This is a genomic window from Halocynthiibacter sp. C4 (genome assembly GCF_028823805.1).
Lineage (GTDB): Bacteria > Pseudomonadota > Alphaproteobacteria > Rhodobacterales > Rhodobacteraceae > Falsihalocynthiibacter > Falsihalocynthiibacter halioticoli.
In genome coordinates, this window is sequence record NZ_JAPEIE010000001.1 from 355,128 (window position 1) to 371,389 (window position 16,262).

At 53.7% G+C, this 16,262-nt stretch carries 17 protein-coding genes and 1 riboswitch; of the genes, 14 read left to right on the forward strand and 3 right to left on the reverse strand.

What is annotated here, in order from left to right:
* Position 1: 1 nt before the first annotated feature.
* The gene (locus OU789_RS01775; RefSeq protein WP_274652754.1) at positions 2 to 871 is read right to left on the reverse strand and encodes a glycosyltransferase family 2 protein; all 870 of its coding nucleotides are present in this window, start codon (positions 869 to 871) and stop codon (positions 2 to 4) included.
* Between the two features lie 118 nt (positions 872 to 989).
* On the opposite strand from OU789_RS01775, the gene miaB reads away from it, so the two are divergent.
* The 14 genes from miaB (at position 990) to trpB (ending at position 14,739) form a co-directional block, all read left to right on the forward strand.
* Complete coding sequence (gene miaB, locus OU789_RS01780) at positions 990 to 2,309, forward strand: tRNA (N6-isopentenyl adenosine(37)-C2)-methylthiotransferase MiaB (RefSeq protein WP_274652756.1); 1,320 nt, start codon at positions 990 to 992, stop codon at positions 2,307 to 2,309.
* A gap of 154 nt (positions 2,310 to 2,463) precedes the next feature.
* Positions 2,464 to 3,483 carry a PhoH family protein gene (locus tag OU789_RS01785; RefSeq protein ID WP_274654491.1) on the forward strand — a complete coding sequence of 340 codons (1,020 nt, stop codon included), beginning with the start codon at positions 2,464 to 2,466 and terminating at the stop codon, positions 3,481 to 3,483.
* Complete coding sequence (gene ybeY / locus OU789_RS01790) at positions 3,467 to 3,982, forward strand: rRNA maturation RNase YbeY (RefSeq protein ID WP_274652758.1); 516 nt, start codon at positions 3,467 to 3,469, stop codon at positions 3,980 to 3,982. The genes OU789_RS01785 and ybeY overlap by 17 nt, the downstream gene beginning before the upstream one ends.
* A 39-nt stretch (positions 3,983 to 4,021) precedes the next feature.
* The gene (locus OU789_RS01795; RefSeq protein ID WP_263954190.1) at positions 4,022 to 4,927 is read left to right on the forward strand and encodes a transporter associated domain-containing protein; all 906 of its coding nucleotides are present in this window, start codon (positions 4,022 to 4,024) and stop codon (positions 4,925 to 4,927) included.
* On the forward strand, positions 4,920 to 6,449 hold the full coding sequence (gene lnt / locus OU789_RS01800) for an apolipoprotein N-acyltransferase (protein WP_274652761.1): 1,530 nt from the start codon (positions 4,920 to 4,922) through the stop codon (positions 6,447 to 6,449). The genes OU789_RS01795 and lnt overlap by 8 nt, the downstream gene beginning before the upstream one ends.
* 33 nt (positions 6,450 to 6,482) lie before the next feature.
* A riboswitch (SAM-SAH riboswitch) is annotated at positions 6,483 to 6,531 on the forward strand.
* Between the two features lie 4 nt (positions 6,532 to 6,535).
* Complete coding sequence (gene metK / locus OU789_RS01805; RefSeq protein WP_263954188.1) at positions 6,536 to 7,708, forward strand: methionine adenosyltransferase; 1,173 nt, start codon at positions 6,536 to 6,538, stop codon at positions 7,706 to 7,708.
* Positions 7,709 to 7,777: 69 nt separating this feature from the next.
* Positions 7,778 to 8,554, forward strand: coding sequence for a tRNA (guanosine(46)-N7)-methyltransferase TrmB (trmB, locus tag OU789_RS01810; RefSeq protein ID WP_274652763.1), 777 nt, complete (start codon positions 7,778 to 7,780; stop codon positions 8,552 to 8,554).
* Positions 8,555 to 8,596: 42 nt separating this feature from the next.
* Positions 8,597 to 9,136 (forward strand): hypothetical protein, encoded by a 540-nt coding sequence (locus OU789_RS01815; RefSeq protein WP_274652765.1) that lies wholly within the window; start codon positions 8,597 to 8,599, stop codon positions 9,134 to 9,136.
* Between the two features lie 129 nt (positions 9,137 to 9,265).
* Positions 9,266 to 9,877, forward strand: a complete 612-nt coding sequence (gene cmk, locus OU789_RS01820) for a (d)CMP kinase (RefSeq protein WP_274652767.1) — start codon at positions 9,266 to 9,268, stop codon at positions 9,875 to 9,877.
* A gap of 319 nt (positions 9,878 to 10,196) precedes the next feature.
* Positions 10,197 to 11,873, forward strand: a complete 1,677-nt coding sequence (rpsA, locus tag OU789_RS01825; protein ID WP_263954182.1) for a 30S ribosomal protein S1 — start codon at positions 10,197 to 10,199, stop codon at positions 11,871 to 11,873.
* A 296-nt stretch (positions 11,874 to 12,169) separates the two neighbouring features.
* Positions 12,170 to 12,451 (forward strand): integration host factor subunit beta, encoded by a 282-nt coding sequence (gene ihfB, locus OU789_RS01830; protein WP_263954181.1) that lies wholly within the window; start codon positions 12,170 to 12,172, stop codon positions 12,449 to 12,451.
* 7 nt (positions 12,452 to 12,458) lie between these two features.
* Positions 12,459 to 12,818, forward strand: coding sequence for a LapA family protein (locus OU789_RS01835; RefSeq protein ID WP_263954180.1), 360 nt, complete (start codon positions 12,459 to 12,461; stop codon positions 12,816 to 12,818).
* A gap of 9 nt (positions 12,819 to 12,827) precedes the next feature.
* The gene (locus tag OU789_RS01840; RefSeq protein WP_274652770.1) at positions 12,828 to 13,511 is read left to right on the forward strand and encodes a phosphoribosylanthranilate isomerase; all 684 of its coding nucleotides are present in this window, start codon (positions 12,828 to 12,830) and stop codon (positions 13,509 to 13,511) included.
* Positions 13,504 to 14,739, forward strand: coding sequence for a tryptophan synthase subunit beta (gene trpB / locus OU789_RS01845; RefSeq protein WP_263954178.1), 1,236 nt, complete (start codon positions 13,504 to 13,506; stop codon positions 14,737 to 14,739). The genes OU789_RS01840 and trpB overlap by 8 nt, the downstream gene beginning before the upstream one ends.
* 3 nt (positions 14,740 to 14,742) lie before the next feature.
* Here the strand turns inward: trpB and pth are convergent, their stop codons facing one another.
* Both pth and truA read right to left on the reverse strand, forming a co-directional pair.
* Positions 14,743 to 15,435, reverse strand: coding sequence for an aminoacyl-tRNA hydrolase (pth, locus tag OU789_RS01850; protein ID WP_274652773.1), 693 nt, complete (start codon positions 15,433 to 15,435; stop codon positions 14,743 to 14,745).
* A complete protein-coding gene (truA, locus tag OU789_RS01855) occupies positions 15,432 to 16,244 on the reverse strand; it encodes a tRNA pseudouridine(38-40) synthase TruA (RefSeq protein ID WP_274652775.1) in 813 nt (270 codons plus the stop codon). Before truA ends, pth begins: the two co-directional genes overlap by 4 nt.
* Between the last annotated feature and the right edge of the window lie 18 nt (positions 16,245 to 16,262).

Consider the following 16,262-nt stretch of genomic DNA (forward strand, 5'->3'; position numbering starts at 1 on the left):
TTTAGAACCACTGCCCTGGTTCCATTAGGCCCAAATCAAGCAATTGTTGGCTTTCCCACGTGAATGGCACCGAGTTGTGCCATTTGAATGTGTCGATATCGAATGTTGAACCGGGGTTGAGCTTGAGTGCCTTGGCCGTCTTAAAACTGCAAACGGCTGCTGTGATGTTATGATGCCATGCACAGGAATAGGTATTGTATTCCTCGTCGTTGAAAGTGTGGTCTTCGTTCAAAAGCAAACCGGGTTTTGCGCGAAAAATCGAAATGCGATCGATTCTGCGGCGCTTCTGCGGGATATGCTCTTCAAACCGCCACCGCAGCCCGCCATAGAAATCCAACTGCCGGTCTTTTGGGTGATCGTGATTTAATGAATCTTTGCGGGCAAGCGCGTAGTAGCCCGATTTATCTAGATGCGCGTCTTCTTTCGAAACGGCGTCGGGATGCTGGGATAGATCTGCCGCGTATAAGTCCACGACATAGGTAAGAACCGAATCCCGCCGCTCTTCGCTATGCCACGCCAGCATCTCGCCTATCGTTCGGCTTTCACAGAAAGGAAAGAACAGGTATTCGGCATTAAAGCAGTAGTAGAGCCATGCGCCATTTGCGGCAGATATCACGGAATTTACAATGTCTGCGGCGGTTTGCGGTGTGGTTATTGCAGCAGAGATTCGGTGAATTTTGCTTTCCAACTCGTCTGAAAGCTCAAGTGCGTCAGGTGCAAAAATAAGCACGTTGCGAAAGCCCAGATTGAGGTGATGTTCGATGGTTGAAGCCACTTCGATCAGGTCTTCAACGAGGATTATTGCAATCGGTCCGTTAGAGAGAGCGGCTTTGTCTGTCTGTAAAAAATCCCGAAAGCTCTTATATCGCATGTGGTCCGCCTGTTTGATTGCGATCAAATTTCCCCAATTCCGCCCGCTTTGCAAGCGTTGCAGGCGCTGCGTGGATTGTGTAGGGAGCGGGCCATGACTTTAACCTACGAGGCGCAAGATGTCTGAAGCCAAGAAACTGTTTATCAAAACCTACGGTTGCCAGATGAACGTTTATGATAGCGAACGCATGGCGGAAACGCTTGGCGGCTCGGGGTATGAAACCGTTGAAACGGCGGATCAAGCCGACATGATCCTGCTTAATACGTGTCACATCCGTGAAAAAGCAGCCGAGAAGATTTACTCCGAGCTTGGCCGCTTTAAGGGATTGAAAGCCGCAAAGCCGGACTTGAAGATCGGAGTTGCGGGATGTGTTGCGCAGGCTGAGGGCGAAGAGATCATGAAACGTCAGCCGATGGTTGACCTTGTTGTTGGGCCGCAGAGTTATCATCGCCTTCCTGAAATGGAAGCGAAGGTTACAGAGGGCAAAAAGGCGCTCGATACGGATTTTCCAGAGGAAGACAAATTCGAGCATATGCCTAACCGCCCCAAAGCCTCGCGCGGGCCAACGGCTTTTCTGACGGTTCAGGAGGGGTGCGACAAGTTCTGTGCCTTCTGTGTTGTGCCATACACCCGCGGTGCCGAAGTCAGCCGCCCGGTTGAGCGTATTCTGACTGAAGCGCGCGATCTTGTTGAACGTGGCGTTAAAGAAATCACGCTACTTGGTCAAAACGTGAATGCTTATCACGGTCTTGGCAAAGATGGCCCAATGACCCTCGATCAGTTGATCTGGGCGCTGAACGATGTGGACGGTCTCGAGCGTATCCGCTTCACAACGAGTCATCCAAATGACATGACTGATGCATTGATCGCAGCGCATGGCGAATGTGAGAAGCTGATGCCATACCTGCATCTTCCGGTTCAGAGCGGCTCGGACTATATCCTCAAACGGATGAACCGCAATCACACCGCCGAAGAGTATATTCACCTGATCGAACGTATCCGCGCAGCGCGGCCTGATATTTTGTTGTCCGGCGATTTCATCGTTGGTTTCCCCGAAGAATCGGATGCCGACTTCGAGGATACAATGTCCTTGGTGCGCGAAGTGAATTACGGACAGGCCTATTCTTTCAAATACTCGTCTCGTCCGGGAACACCGGCCGCAGAGCGGGCTTTGGTCGACGCCGCCGTCGCAGACGAGCGTTTGCAACGGCTTCAGGCGCTGTTGAGCGAGCAGCAATACGCTGTTCAGGATTCGATGGTTGGCCGTGAAGTTTCGGTTTTGTTTGAGCGGGAAGGACGCCTTGAAGGGCAGATGGTCGGTAAATCCGAGTACCTTCACGCCGTTCACGTAACTGCGCCAAATACCGCCCGTGGAGACATTCGCAAGGTGCGGATCGTCAATACTGAGCGCAACTCGCTTGGTGGCGAATTAATTTAGAAAGCAACAGTTTTTGTCAAATCGCTGATTTCTGCGTCATTTTGGGCCGCTCGGAAGCACATTTTGTGACAGAGGCGTGAAACTTGTGACTCTGCTCTTGCGCAGAGCGGCGCATATTGGCACGATCAAAGTAATTCAGCCACAGGAGACCTGTTTGGTAACCAGCACAATCCCCCCTCTGGCACAGGACGAAAGTGTCACAGAAACGCATCTGGAATTTCCCGACAATCGTTTGTTGATTGATTTATGCGGCCCCTACGATAGCCATCTCGCCAAAATTGAAGCTGACCTCGCTGTGCAAATTGTGCGCCGCGGTAATCAGCTTGCGATCATGGGCGAGCCAGATTCGATCGAGAAAGCCGTTGGCGTTCTTGAAGCATTGTATCTTCGGCTTGAAGCGGGTGGTGATGTTGAGACCGGTGCCATCGATGGCGAGATCCGCATGGGTGGGTCAGAGAACGGAACGGGCGTTCGGACAGGCGATCAGTTGGAGCTTTCGGTCGGCGACAAAGTCGAAATCAAGACACGCAAGAAACTGGTAGAGCCGCGCACCGAAGCACAGAAAACATACGTTCAATCGCTTTTCGAGAATGAGCTGGCCTTTGGGATCGGTCCTGCTGGTACGGGTAAAACATACCTTGCGGTAGCGGTCGGCGTGAACATGTTCATTGGTGGACATGTTGATAAAATTATCCTGTCACGGCCCGCGGTTGAAGCAGGTGAAAAGCTTGGATATTTGCCTGGCGACATGAAGGATAAAGTCGATCCTTATATGCAGCCGCTCTATGATGCGCTGAACGATTTCTTGCCAAGCAAGCAGGTTGCCAAGCTGATTGAAGACAAGAAGATCGAGATTGCACCGCTTGCGTTCATGCGTGGGCGGACGTTGTCCAACGCATTTGTGGTTCTTGACGAGGCGCAAAACGCATCGACCATGCAGATGAAGATGTTCCTTACCCGTTTGGGGCAGGGGAGCCGTATGGTAATCACAGGCGACCGCACACAGATCGACCTTCCTCGTGGTGTTCAGTCGGGGCTTCGCGAGGCTGAAAAAATCCTGAGCGGAATCGAGAAGATCAGCTTCAATTATTTCACCGCGCAAGACGTCGTGCGTCATCCGCTCGTTGCCAAGATTATCCATGCATATGACAAGGCCGATGCGCGAAACGGTTGATCTCTTGATCGAGGATCCGCGCTGGCAAACCATCGGGCTCGAGGAGATATCGCAAGCCGCAGTTGACGCGACCCTGCGCCATTTGCGGCTTGATCCAGAAGCGTTCGAACTGAGCCTAATGGGGTGTGATGATGCCCGTATCCGCGCTCTGAATGTCGAGTTTCGCGAAAAGGATAAGGCGACGAATGTGCTGTCCTGGCCAAGCGAGGAACGTGCGAGTGAACAGCGAGGAGGGATGCCGGAACTTCCGCAGACAGGGGGAGGCCCCTTCGCAGAAGAGCTTGGTGACATCGCTATCGCTTATGAAACATGCGTTCGCGAGGCCGAAGAGCTCGGTCGTTCAGCCACCGATCACGTGACCCATTTGATAGTTCATGGGGTGCTGCACCTGTTGGGGTTTGACCACATAGATGACAAAGATGCCGCTTTAATGGAGGGATTAGAGCGCGAGATACTTGAAATCTTGGGGATTTCGGACCCATATAGAATCACTGATTGAGACGCGCCGCCGAAAATGGCGCGTAAATGGAAAGGGCCAATGGGCGACACAAATCAAGTAGCGGAGACCACGGACGGGTCTTCTAGGGCAGCGCACAGCGCGCAACCCGAAGATATACCACCGGAATCGCGCGGCTTTTTCAGCCGCATTGTCGGAGCGCTTAGCCCGACAGAAGACACCCCGAAATCGCCTGAGATTGTAAACGCGCCGGTCACGCCGGCTGTGCCTGTCGGCAATATGCACAATCTGCGCCACCTCAAGCTCGAGGATGTGGCGATCCCGACAGTCGAAATTGTTGCTGTTCCCAAGGATATTGAGAAAGAGGCGCTGGTTCATCTGTTCCGCGAAAGCGGCCTGACGCGTCTTCCTGTGTTTGAAGGAACGCTTGATACGCCGATCGGGCTTATACACCTCAAAGATCTGGCGTTGCGCCACGGATTTAACGGCGATCAGTCTAAAGAGTTCTCAATCGAAAAACTCATCCGCCCACTCATATTTGCGCCGCCGTCCATGCCGATTGGTGTGCTGTTGCAGAAAATGCAAGCGGAGCGGCGTCATATGGCGTTGATCATTGACGAATACGGCGGCGTAGACGGGCTCGTAACCATCGAAGACCTCATTGAACAGGTAATCGGCGAAATCGAAGACGAGCATGACATCGAAGAAGACACGCTCTGGATCAAAGAAAAATCTGGCAGCTATCTTGCGCAGGCCCGAACGCCGCTTGATGAATTCGAGAAAGAGCTAGGTGTTGATCTTCAGGCAATTGCTGAGGATGACGAAGTAGATACCCTTGGCGGTTTGGCCTTCGTTCTCTGCGGCCGCGTGCCGACCCGTGGCGAAGTTGTCGTGCATCCTGCGGGGGTTGAATTCGAGATCGTTGACGCCGATCCACGACGCATCAAACGGATGCGCGTGCGCAAGGTTGATCCAATCAGTGAGTGATGACACGACGCAAGATCAGGCGGTTCGCGTTTCAAGCCGCCGCCTTGCGTTTGTTGCTGTGTTTTCCGGCATTGCGATGGCCACAGGGCAAGCACCGCTTTCTCTGTGGTATGTCGCTGTTCTTGGCCTACTAGCGGTCTTCTGGTTCTCAAAAGATGTTCGCAGCTGGAAACAAGCTGCCGTTTACGGTTGGCTTGTTGGGAGCAGCTATTTTGCGGCCTCTATGTATTGGATCATAGAGCCTTTCTTTGTCGATGCAGCCCGTCATGGTTGGATGGCGCCTTTTGCGCTCGTGTTTTTGGCGGGTGGCCTTGCGCTTCTTTGGGGTGGTGCCTTTGCGCTCGCTTTCCGGCTTCGCCCATCTGCGTGGCATTGGTCTCTTGCGCTTCTTTGGGGCGGAATGGAACTGGTGCGTGGCTACCTGTTCACGGGCTTTCCGTGGGGCATGTTCGGATATATCTGGATTGATACGCCTCTCGCTCAGGTGGCAGCACTTGTTGGCCCGTATGGATTAACTTTGGCGTCTTTTTTGCTGGCTGCAGGGATTGTCAGTTCTGGCGATAGAGGGATGAAGCCGTTGAGGGTTATCTCTGTTTTGGCGGCTATCGGGCTGCTGTGGTTCGGCGTTCAGCATGAAAAGATTGAACCGATTGCAAATGCTGATGCTCCTATCATTCGGTTGGTTCAGACAAACGCGCAGCAGGACCAGAAATGGTTGCCTGATATGATTCCAGTTTTCTGGCAGCGAAACCTGACGCTGACGGCAGATCGCGAATTAGATGGCAAATCGCCCGACGTTATTGTTTGGCCTGAAACAGCGATCCCCTACTTGTTTCATGACGAGAGCACAGTTCCTGAAATTATCTCTGATGCAGCTCAGGGTGCAGTCGTGATTGCAGGAGGTCAACGCCGCAGCCCCGAGGGTTTTCACAATTCAATGATGGTGATCGGACCAGATGGCGCGGTTCAGGATATCTACGACAAACATCACCTCGTTCCGTTCGGAGAATACATCCCCGGAGGAAGTCTGCTCGGCAGGTTCGGCCTCTCTGGACTGGCGCAACAAATCGGAAGCGGCTATGCCCCCGGCGCTGGGCCAGAAATCTTGAGCCTCGGCCGTAGTGGCGCAGTTCTCCCCTTAATCTGCTATGAAGCCGTGTTCCCTCGTGACTTGCGTGTGAATGGCCAGCGAGCGGATTGGATTCTGCACATTACAAATGACGCTTGGTTTGGTGACTTCGCTGGCCCGTTTCAGCATCATGTTCAAGCTCGGTTCAGAGCTATCGAGCAGGGATTGCCCGTCGCGCGTGCTGCGAATACCGGTATCACGGCAATGATCGGCCCGAATGGCGACGTTATCCAATCCATCCCGCTGGGCGTATCCGGTGCGATTGACGTTGCGCTACCCGAGCCACTCAAGCCAACACCATATTCGCGATTTGGCGAAATACCGGTGCTCGTTCTGCTCTTGGCGGGGCTATTAGGCGTTTTTTGGTTCAAAAGGCGCGAAAAATCGCATTGACCACCGCCAACGAGAAGAGTACCGACATCTAGACAAGCGCCACAACGGCTTCCTGACGTGGCGGTTTACTTTCAACGGAGCACTTCATGACACGACAAAATTTCCTGTTTACCTCTGAGTCTGTTTCAGAGGGACACCCAGATAAGGTCTGCGATCGAATTTCTGATGCGATTCTTGATGCGTTTCTTGCACAAGATCCGTTTTCTCGTGTTGCGTGTGAAACCTTTGCAACGACGAACCGCGTTGTTGTGGGTGGTGAAGTGCGCGGACCGTCCTCTGTTATTGATTCTGTAGAGCAAATTGTGCGCGACTGCGTGCGCGACATTGGCTACACACAGAACGGTTTCCACGCCGATACACTTGAAGTGACCAATCTTCTTCACGCCCAGTCTGCCGACATTGCCCAAGGCGTTGATGCCGCAGGAGACAAGGAAGAGGGTGCAGGCGATCAGGGGATCATGTTCGGTTACGCCGTTGATGAAACAGCCGAATTGATGCCTGCTCCGATTTTCTATTCTCACCAGATTTTGCGCAAACTCGCTGCTGCCCGCAAAGCAGAGAGCGGCCCCGCAACTATTCTTGGGCCGGACATGAAGGCGCAGCTTTCTTTGCGATATGAAAAGGGTGTGCCGGTTGAAAGCACCTCGATTGTTCTGTCGTCACAGCATCTGGATGAAAGCCTCACGAGCCAAGACGTGCGGGAAATCGTTGAACCGATTATTCGCGAAACCCTCCCTGATGCGTGGGTCACTGATGAAACAGAATGGCTTGTGAACCCAACTGGAAAGTTCGTGATCGGCGGGCCGGATGGTGATGCAGGGCTAACAGGGCGCAAGATTATCGTCGATACTTATGGCGGTGCGGCTCCTCATGGGGGCGGGGCGTTTTCTGGTAAAGACCCGACCAAAGTTGACCGCTCTGCCGCTTACGCAGCGCGCTACCTTGCCAAAAACGTCGTTGCGGCTGGGCTCGCCAAGCGCTGCACGCTTCAGCTTGCTTATGCTATTGGTGTCGCACGTCCACTATCGATCTATATCGACACACACGGCACCGGTACGGTTGCAGACGCCAAAATCGAGCGCATTGTCTCTGATGCAATGGACCTGACGCCGCGCGGCATTCGCGAGCATCTTGGTCTGAACAAACCCATTTTCCAGCGTACGGCAGCCTATGGTCACTTTGGCCGTGCTCCTGATGCGGATGGCGGGTTTAGCTGGGAACGTACCGATCTGGTCGAGACACTAAAAGCCGCGCTTTAGCGGCCTCGTTGCTTGACCGCGGGCGGAAATTGGCTAGGAACAGCGCCGAGTCATTATTGAGAGCCTGCAATGAGCGATAAAGATAAACCGCAGTCCGAAAACCCAGAGACGCCTGAAAACAAGGCAGATCACGGCGCCCATCCAACCGGTGCGCCGTGGCGGAACTTCTATGGTCGGTTTAAAGGTAAGACCCTGCGCCAATCTCAAGAAGAGTACCTGAACGAGGATCTCGCTGCGCTTTCACCCGGAAAAGTGACTTGGGAAGAAAATCCAGAGCGCGAGAACATTGATCTTGAGGGGTTGTTCGGTGAGCGCGAAGTCTGGCTTGAGATCGGGTTTGGCGGCGGCGAACACATGGTTCATCAGGCGGCACAGAATCCTGATAAGGGTATTATCGGCTGCGAGCCTTATATCAACGGTGTGGCAATGCTCTTGGGCAAAATCCGTGATGCTGGCGTGAAGAATGTTGCCGTGCACCCTGGCGATGTGCGGCATATGTTTGATGTTCTGCCGGAGGCCTCAATTTCGCGTGCCTTCCTTCTCTATCCTGATCCGTGGCCAAAGCGGCGACATCATCGGCGTAGGTTTGTAACCGCCGAGCACCTTGCACCTCTGGCTCGGGTTATGAAGCCCGGTGCGATTTTTCGCGTAGCGACCGATATTCCGGATTATGTGCGTCAGACATTGCAGGAAGTGCCAAAGCAGGGATTTACGCACCTTAATCCCGACCCTGAAAGCTGGCACACGGAATGGGACGACTGGATTTCGACACGTTATGAGCAAAAGGCATTTCGTGAGGGTCGTAAGCCACACTATCTTACCTTTCGGCGGAATTCGGTTGCCTGAAATTCTGCGTCGCCTAACCTGCCTGACTAAAGGAGGAATTCTATGCGGCGTGTGATTGCCTACTGGGCTTTGTTTGTTGCAACGTTTGGCGTTTACGGCCTCATGGTTGCGTGGAGCCTTCCGGCATTGCGGGTTCCTGATGGGAGCTTGCCATTTGATCTGCGTCCCCGAGGGTATGATTATTCACAGGCGCAATCCTATCTGACCGCGCTCACCGATGCTCAGGTCGAATACTATCTGTGGACACAGCAACTTCTTGATCTTGCCTTTCCTGCATTGGTGACGGCGCTTGTGATTTGGACAAGCCTTTGGGCAACAAAGGGGCGTCATTGGACTTTGCGGTGGGTTGCCGGTGTATTTGCCGTTGCTGCAATGGTGTTTGATTATCTCGAGAACATCGCTGTGCGCATGATGCTACAATCTGATCCCGCCGCGCTTGATCCGAAAATCGCAGGGTGGGCAACTATGATGACCGAGTTGAAATCCGCCTTCGGAACTTTGGCGTATTCGGTGCTTCTTGTTCTTCTCATTCGTGTGGCGTGGAACAAGTTTTTTGCTGGTAAGCGGAAAAATGAAGCGTAATACCAAGAGCCTAGCGCCGGTTGCCGCGCATCATGGTTTGAGGTGATTGAATAGCGTTCCACGCACACACATGTGAAAAAGCAACGGAAACGGGCCTAGGCCCATTTTGCAAAACGAGGCAGAAGAAGAATGCAATTTACTGTGGCAATCGATGGTCCGGCAGCAGCGGGAAAAGGTACTGTATCAAAGGCCGTGGCGACACACTTTGGCTTCGCCTATTTGGATACTGGCTTGCTGTACCGTGCCGTCGGCGCTCGTGTTTTGGATGGCGCGGACGCGATTGAAGCGGCACAGTCATTGAACGCCAAAGAGATTGATGGTTCTCAGCTACGGACGGCGGAAGTTGCGGAGGCAGCAAGCAAAGCTGCCGCGATGCCGGAAGTGCGCGCAGCCTTGATCGAATTCCAACGCGGTTTTGCAAAGCGCCAAGGCGGCGCGGTTTTGGACGGGCGCGATATTGGAACTGTGATCTGCCCTGATGCGAGTGTGAAGTTGTTTGTTACCGCAAGTGCAGAAGTGCGAGCAACGCGCCGTTTTCTGGAGTTGTCTGAGAAGGATAGTTCCGTCGATTTCGAACAGGTTCTAGCTGATGTGAAAGCGCGCGATGAACGGGATGCGTCACGCGACGCAGCACCACTCGTTGCCGCGGACGATGCCGTTGTGATTGATACAAGTGAGCTTACGATTAAGGAGGCGGTGTCCGCTGCTGTGTCGGCGATCGAGGCCAAACTCGTTAGCTAAGCGGCTGGCGTGATTTGGGTGCGGTACAAGCAGAATGTTGCCGAAAATAGGCGCTGTTGCTCCTACTGCACCCCCTTGCTCTATCAAGAAAAACTTCCTATATAGCGCCTGTCTACAAGGCGGAATCGCTGGGACACACGATCATGGGCAGGGCTGAGGGTATCCTTCGGCCTGTTTTTGTGTTTGGCCCTCCCATTTCATGGGACGTGTTTTCTAGTCCGTCTAACCCTCCATAAAGGAGGTGACCAACTGAAACCCAAAGACCGGTGGAAACAACCACTCGGCCCGCAAAAACGTATGAAAAGGAAACTGAGACCACATGGCTCAAACAAACTCTATGGACGAATTCGAAGCCCTGCTTGCAGAGAGCTTTGAAATTGACACACCCGACGAAGGGTCTGTCGTTAAAGGCAAAGTCATCGCAATCGAAGCTGGCCAAGCCATCATCGACGTAGGCTACAAAATGGAAGGCCGCGTTGAACTTAAAGAATTCGCGAACCCAGGCGAAGAGCCTGAAATCGCTGTTGGCGACGAAGTTGAGGTTTTCCTCGACCGTGTTGAAAACGCCAAAGGCGAAGCTGTTATCTCGCGCGACAAAGCTCGCCGCGAAGAAGCATGGGATCGCCTCGAAAAAGCTTACGAGCAAGAAGAGCGCGTTGAAGGCGCAATCTTTAGCCGTGTTAAAGGTGGCTTCACAGTTGACCTCGGCGGTGCCGTGGCCTTCTTGCCTGGTTCGCAAGTTGACGTACGTCCCGTACGTGACGCAGGCCCATTGATGGGTCTTAAGCAACCATTCCAGATTCTGAAAATGGACCGTCGTCGTGGCAACATCGTTGTTTCCCGCCGCGCAATCCTCGAAGAATCCCGCGCCGAACAGCGCGCCGAAGTTATCGGCAAGCTGGCTGAGGGCGATGCAGTTGACGGTGTTGTTAAGAACATCACTGAATACGGCGCATTCGTTGATCTCGGCGGTGTTGACGGTCTGCTGCACGTCACAGACATGGCATGGCGCCGCGTGAACCACCCATCCGAGATCCTGAACATCGGCGAAACCGTCAAGGTTCAGGTTATCAAAATCAACAAAGACACCCACCGCATCTCCTTGGGCATGAAACAGCTTCAGGACGATCCTTGGAACCTTGTTGAGGGTAAATACCCACTCGAGTCCGTACATAAAGGCCGCGTAACAAACATCACTGACTACGGTGCGTTTGTTGAGCTTGAGCCAGGTGTTGAAGGCCTCGTTCACGTTTCCGAAATGTCTTGGACAAAGAAAAACGTCCACCCAGGCAAAATCGTGTCTACGTCGCAAGAAGTCGAAGTCATGGTTCTGGAAATCGACAGCGCGAAACGTCGTGTATCCCTTGGTCTCAAGCAGACTATGCGCAACCCTTGGGAAGTCTTTGCTGAAAGCCACCCAGTTGGCACCGAAGTTGAAGGCGAAGTCAAAAACATCACCGAATTCGGTCTGTTCATTGGCCTCGACGGCGACATCGACGGCATGGTTCACCTGTCTGACCTGACATGGGAAGGCCGTGGCGAAGACGTAATCGGCGACTTCCAAAAAGGTGACATGGTGAAAGCCGTTGTAACCGAAGTTGACGTTGAAAAAGAGCGCATCAGCCTGAGCGTTAAAGCTCTGGACGATAGCTTCTCCGGTGCAGTTGAAGGCGTGAAACGCGGCTCCATCATCACTGTTGAAGTGACTGCGATCGAAGACGGTGGCATCGAAGTGGAATATGAAGGCGCGAAATCCTTCATCCGTCGCTCCGACCTGTCGCGTGACCGTGCCGAGCAGCGCCCAGAGCGCTTCGGTGTTGGTGACAAAGTGGACGTACGCGTAACTAACGTTGACGCAAAAACACGTCGTCTTGGTCTCTCGATCAAAGCTCGCGAAATCGCGGAAGAAAAAGAAGCTGTGGAGCAGTATGGCTCCTCCGATTCCGGTGCTTCCCTCGGCGATATTCTCGGCGCAGCGCTCAAGGGCGACGAATAAAGCCAAAACCCAAACCGGGTTATGAAATCATGAAACGGCCTCGCATTTGCGGGGCCGTTTTTCGTTGCCGAATCGTTAACCTCGCGGATGCTGATATGTTGGCGCGCATTGGTTCCCGTCGCGCAAGCCTTGGGGAAATCGGGAAAAATTCCCGCCATTCAGTACAAACTACCGTGATTTTTTGCTGCTAACCCCTTGGAATTTCTTTCTCAGAAATCAAATACCCCCTATACTCGTTGAAACTAAAGTGTTCAGAATACTTAGCGCAAAAACCATTTAATCGGGGGGAACCACGGATGATCCGTTCGGAGTTGATTCAAAAAATTGCCGATGAAAATCCACATCTTTATCAAAGAGATGTTGAGCGCATTGTGAATACCATTTTCGAAGAGATCATCGAGGCCATGTCTCGCGGCGACCGTGTCGAACTTCGTGGATTTGGCGCATTCTCTGTGAAAAAACGAAATGCACGTGCGGGCCGTAACCCGCGCACCGGCGAGAGTGTGGCCGTTGAAGAAAAGCATGTGCCGTTCTTCAAGACTGGCAAGCTTTTAAGAGACAGACTGAACGGAAAGTAACACCCAAATGCGATACTTTCGCTATGCCTTCCTTATCGCCCTCGGACTCATTTTGATTACCGTGGCGTTGGCAAATCGTGCGGTTGTTGAGCTTCGGCTTCTGCCCGCTGACCTTGCAGACTTCTTCGGGCTGAGCTTCATCGTTCACCTCCCACTTTTTGTTATCATTTTCGCAGGTATTGTTGCCGGGCTGTTGATTGGGTTCGTGTGGGAATGGATTCGTGAATATAAGCAACGGGCTGAAGCTGCTCGTGTGAAACGCGAAGTAAGCGAACTCAAAAGCGAAGTGTCTCGGCTTCGTGGAAATGCTGGCGAACATCAGGACGAGGTGCTCGCTCTGCTTGAGGAAAGTGGCGCGACTCGCTAAACCGCGTCTATGTTTCGTATTCACACACCCGACCAAAGCGGCCCCGTTCGCGTAAAAATCTGCGGATTACAAACACCTGAGAGCGTCGCTGCGGCTGCTGACGCCGGAGCGGGATACGTGGGATTTGTTTTTTTTGGGAAATCTCCTCGCAATGTAAATATTGAGCTTGCCCGCGATTTGGCGGTTGATGTGCCGCTTGGCGTGGCCAAGGTTGCACTTACCGTAAACGCAGACGACGCATTTTTGGATCAGCTTTGCGAAACGGTTCCGCTCGATATGCTGCAGCTTCACGGCGGTGAAAGCCCGGAGCGGGTTGCCGAGGTTCGCGCGCGCTACGGTCTTCCGGTCATGAAAGCTGTCGGCGTTGCAACCGAAGCTGATCTTGCAGATATCGAACGTTACAGCACAGTCGCGGATCAAATTTTGATCGACGCCAAGCCAAACCCCAATGCGGATTTACCGGGCGGGAACGGAATTGCCTTTGATTGGCAACTCATCGCAAACCGCCGCTGGGCTTGTCCGTGGATGCTTGCTGGTGGCCTGACGCCTGAAAATGTTGGCCGTGCCATCGAATTGACAGGGGCGCGGCAGGTCGATGTCTCTTCCGGGGTTGAATCTGCGCCGGGAATAAAGGACGAAAGCATGATACAAGATTTCATCAACGCCGCTCGGAAAGAACACAGCCATGAATGATCTATTTAACAGCTTTATGACCGGTCCCGATGAGAACGGGCGTTTTGGCAAGTTTGGCGGGCGATTTGTTTCGGAAACACTGATGCCCTTGATCCTCAGCCTTGAGGAAGAGTACGAGCGCGCGAAAACAGATGAGACATTCTGGGCGCAGATGGATGATCTCTGGAAGCATTACGTTGGCCGCCCCAGCCCGCTCTATTTTGCGGAGCGGATGACGGAGGACCTTGGTGGCGCCAAGATTTACCTCAAGCGTGATGAGTTGAATCACACCGGCGCGCATAAAATCAACAATGTGTTGGGTCAAATTCTGCTCGCCAAGCGTATGGGTAAGACTCGAATTATTGCGGAAACCGGTGCGGGGCAGCACGGAGTTGCCACAGCAACAGTATGTGCGCGGTTTGGATTGAAATGCGTCGTTTATATGGGCGCGCACGACGTGGAACGTCAGGCACCGAACGTGTTCCGCATGAAGCTTTTGGGAGCCGAGGTTGTTCCGGTGACGTCCGGGCGCGGAACGCTTAAGGACGCTATGAACGATGCGCTGCGCGACTGGGTGACCAACGTGGCCGATACTTTCTATTGCATCGGCACGGCAGCAGGTCCGCACCCCTATCCGGCAATGGTGCGTGATTTCCAGTCGATTATCGGCAAGGAAACGCGCGAACAGTTGCAAGAGCATGAAGGCGAAGGCCGCTTGCCTGACACGCTGATTGCAGCGATCGGTGGCGGATCAAATGCGATTGGCCTGTTCTACCCGTTCCTTGACGAGCCAAGCGTCAACATCATCGGTGTTGAAGCGGGCGGCAAGGGCGTGAACGACAAGATGGAGCATTGCGCGAGCCTTACCGGTGGTCGCCCAGGTGTGCTCCATGGCAATCGGACCTATCTGCTTCAGGATGACGACGGCCAGATTCTCGAAGGGTTTTCGATTTCGGCGGGTCTGGATTATCCGGGCATCGGGCCAGAGCACAGCTGGCTGCATGATACGGGCCGTGCGAAATATGTCTCGATCACTGACAAAGAGGCGCTTGAGGCGTTCCAATATTGCTGTCAGCAAGAAGGGATCATCCCCGCGCTTGAACCAAGCCACGCGCTTGCGCACGTCATGAAAATTGCGCCGACACTGCCAAAGGACCACATCATCGTGATGAACATGTGTGGCCGCGGCGACAAGGATATCTTTACCGTCGCTCGCGCGCTCGGCTTTGATATGGGCGACGAAGAATAACGCCTAGCGTCGAAATTTATCGGCGAGTTTCTGAAGGCTGGAACGGGTATCCTGCGCCTCTGGGGCGGGGGGCGTTTCGGCCTTTTTCTGTTTCGAGGCTTCCTTTTTGACCGTCGTCGAAGAGCGCGGTGGCGCAACCCGAAGCGCGACTGCATTCAGGAATTTTCCGTTATCGCCCTCGGCGAGATGCGGAACGCCATCAGCGATGCCGCGCAGAAGATCGTCTAGCCATTCCTGATCTGCCTTGGCGAAATCATGCAAAACATATCCCGCAACGCGATCCTTGTGGCCTGGATGGCCAATCCCCATGCGCACGCGATCATAGGCCTCTCCGATGTGCTGGTGGATTGAGCGAAGCCCGTTGTGCCCCGCATGTCCGCCACCACTTTTTACGCGAATCTTTCGAGGAGCGAGGTCTAGCTCATCGTGGAAAACAACAACGTCGGCCGGTGTGAGCTTGTAAAATCTCATGGCTTCGCCGACGGATTGACCCGACAGGTTCATGAAGGTTTCCGGCTTGAGTAGGATGACCTTCTCAGAGCCAAGCCGTCCTTCGGCAACCGCGCCTTGAAACTTGCCCTTCCATGGGCTGAAGCTGTGGCTATGAGCAATCTCGTCTAGCGCCATAAAGCCGATATTGTGGCGGTTGTGGGCGTATTTCCCGCCGGGATTTCCGAGGCCAACAAAGAGTTTCATGCTTCAATTCCTTCGTGGTCGATGGGTTCTCCGCCGCGCATGCCTTTGAACGGGTCTTGCGGGTATTTCACCTCGGCAAGGTAAAGGCCATGGGGCGGACAGACGGGGCCACAGGCGGCGCGGTCTTTTGCTTCGAGGGCGGCGGCAACGTCTTCGGGTTGCCAGCTTCCAGCACCAACGCGCTCGAGCGTGCCAACAAAGCTGCGCACTTGATTATGCAGAAACGCGCGCGCGCGCACATGAAAGCGGTATTCGGTGGCATCTTGTAATTCAATTCGCTCAACGCGGAGCTCATCAAGCGTGCGAAGCGGCGAAGGGGCCTGGCAAATAGTTGAGCGGAAGGTTGTAAAATCATGCCGGCCGAGAAGGAAGTTTGCGCCCTCTTGCATAGCGTCGGCGTCAAGCTCGTGGCGCACATGCCAGACCGTGCCTTTGTCGAATGTCATCGGGGCGCGACGCGAAATCAGCCGGAAGAGATAGCGCCGCTCAATCGCCGAGAACCGCGCGTGAAACTCCTCATCCACCTCGGCTGCATTCACAATCGCAACGGGGTTCGGTTTGAGATGATAGTTCAGCGCTTCGGCTAAACGGAACGGCTCCCATGTCGCGGCCATATCTACATGAGCAACCTGACCTGTCGCATGAACGCCAGTATCAGTGCGCCCTGCGGCGGCAATTCCGGTGACGGATCGGTCAAGTTTTTGCAGTGCTTCCTCAATCGCCTGCTGAACAGACGGATGCTCTTTTTGACGCTGCCATCCAGAAAATGGCGCACCATTGTATTCGATTTTGAGAGCATAACGAGGCATACTTCGCGATACATTCTT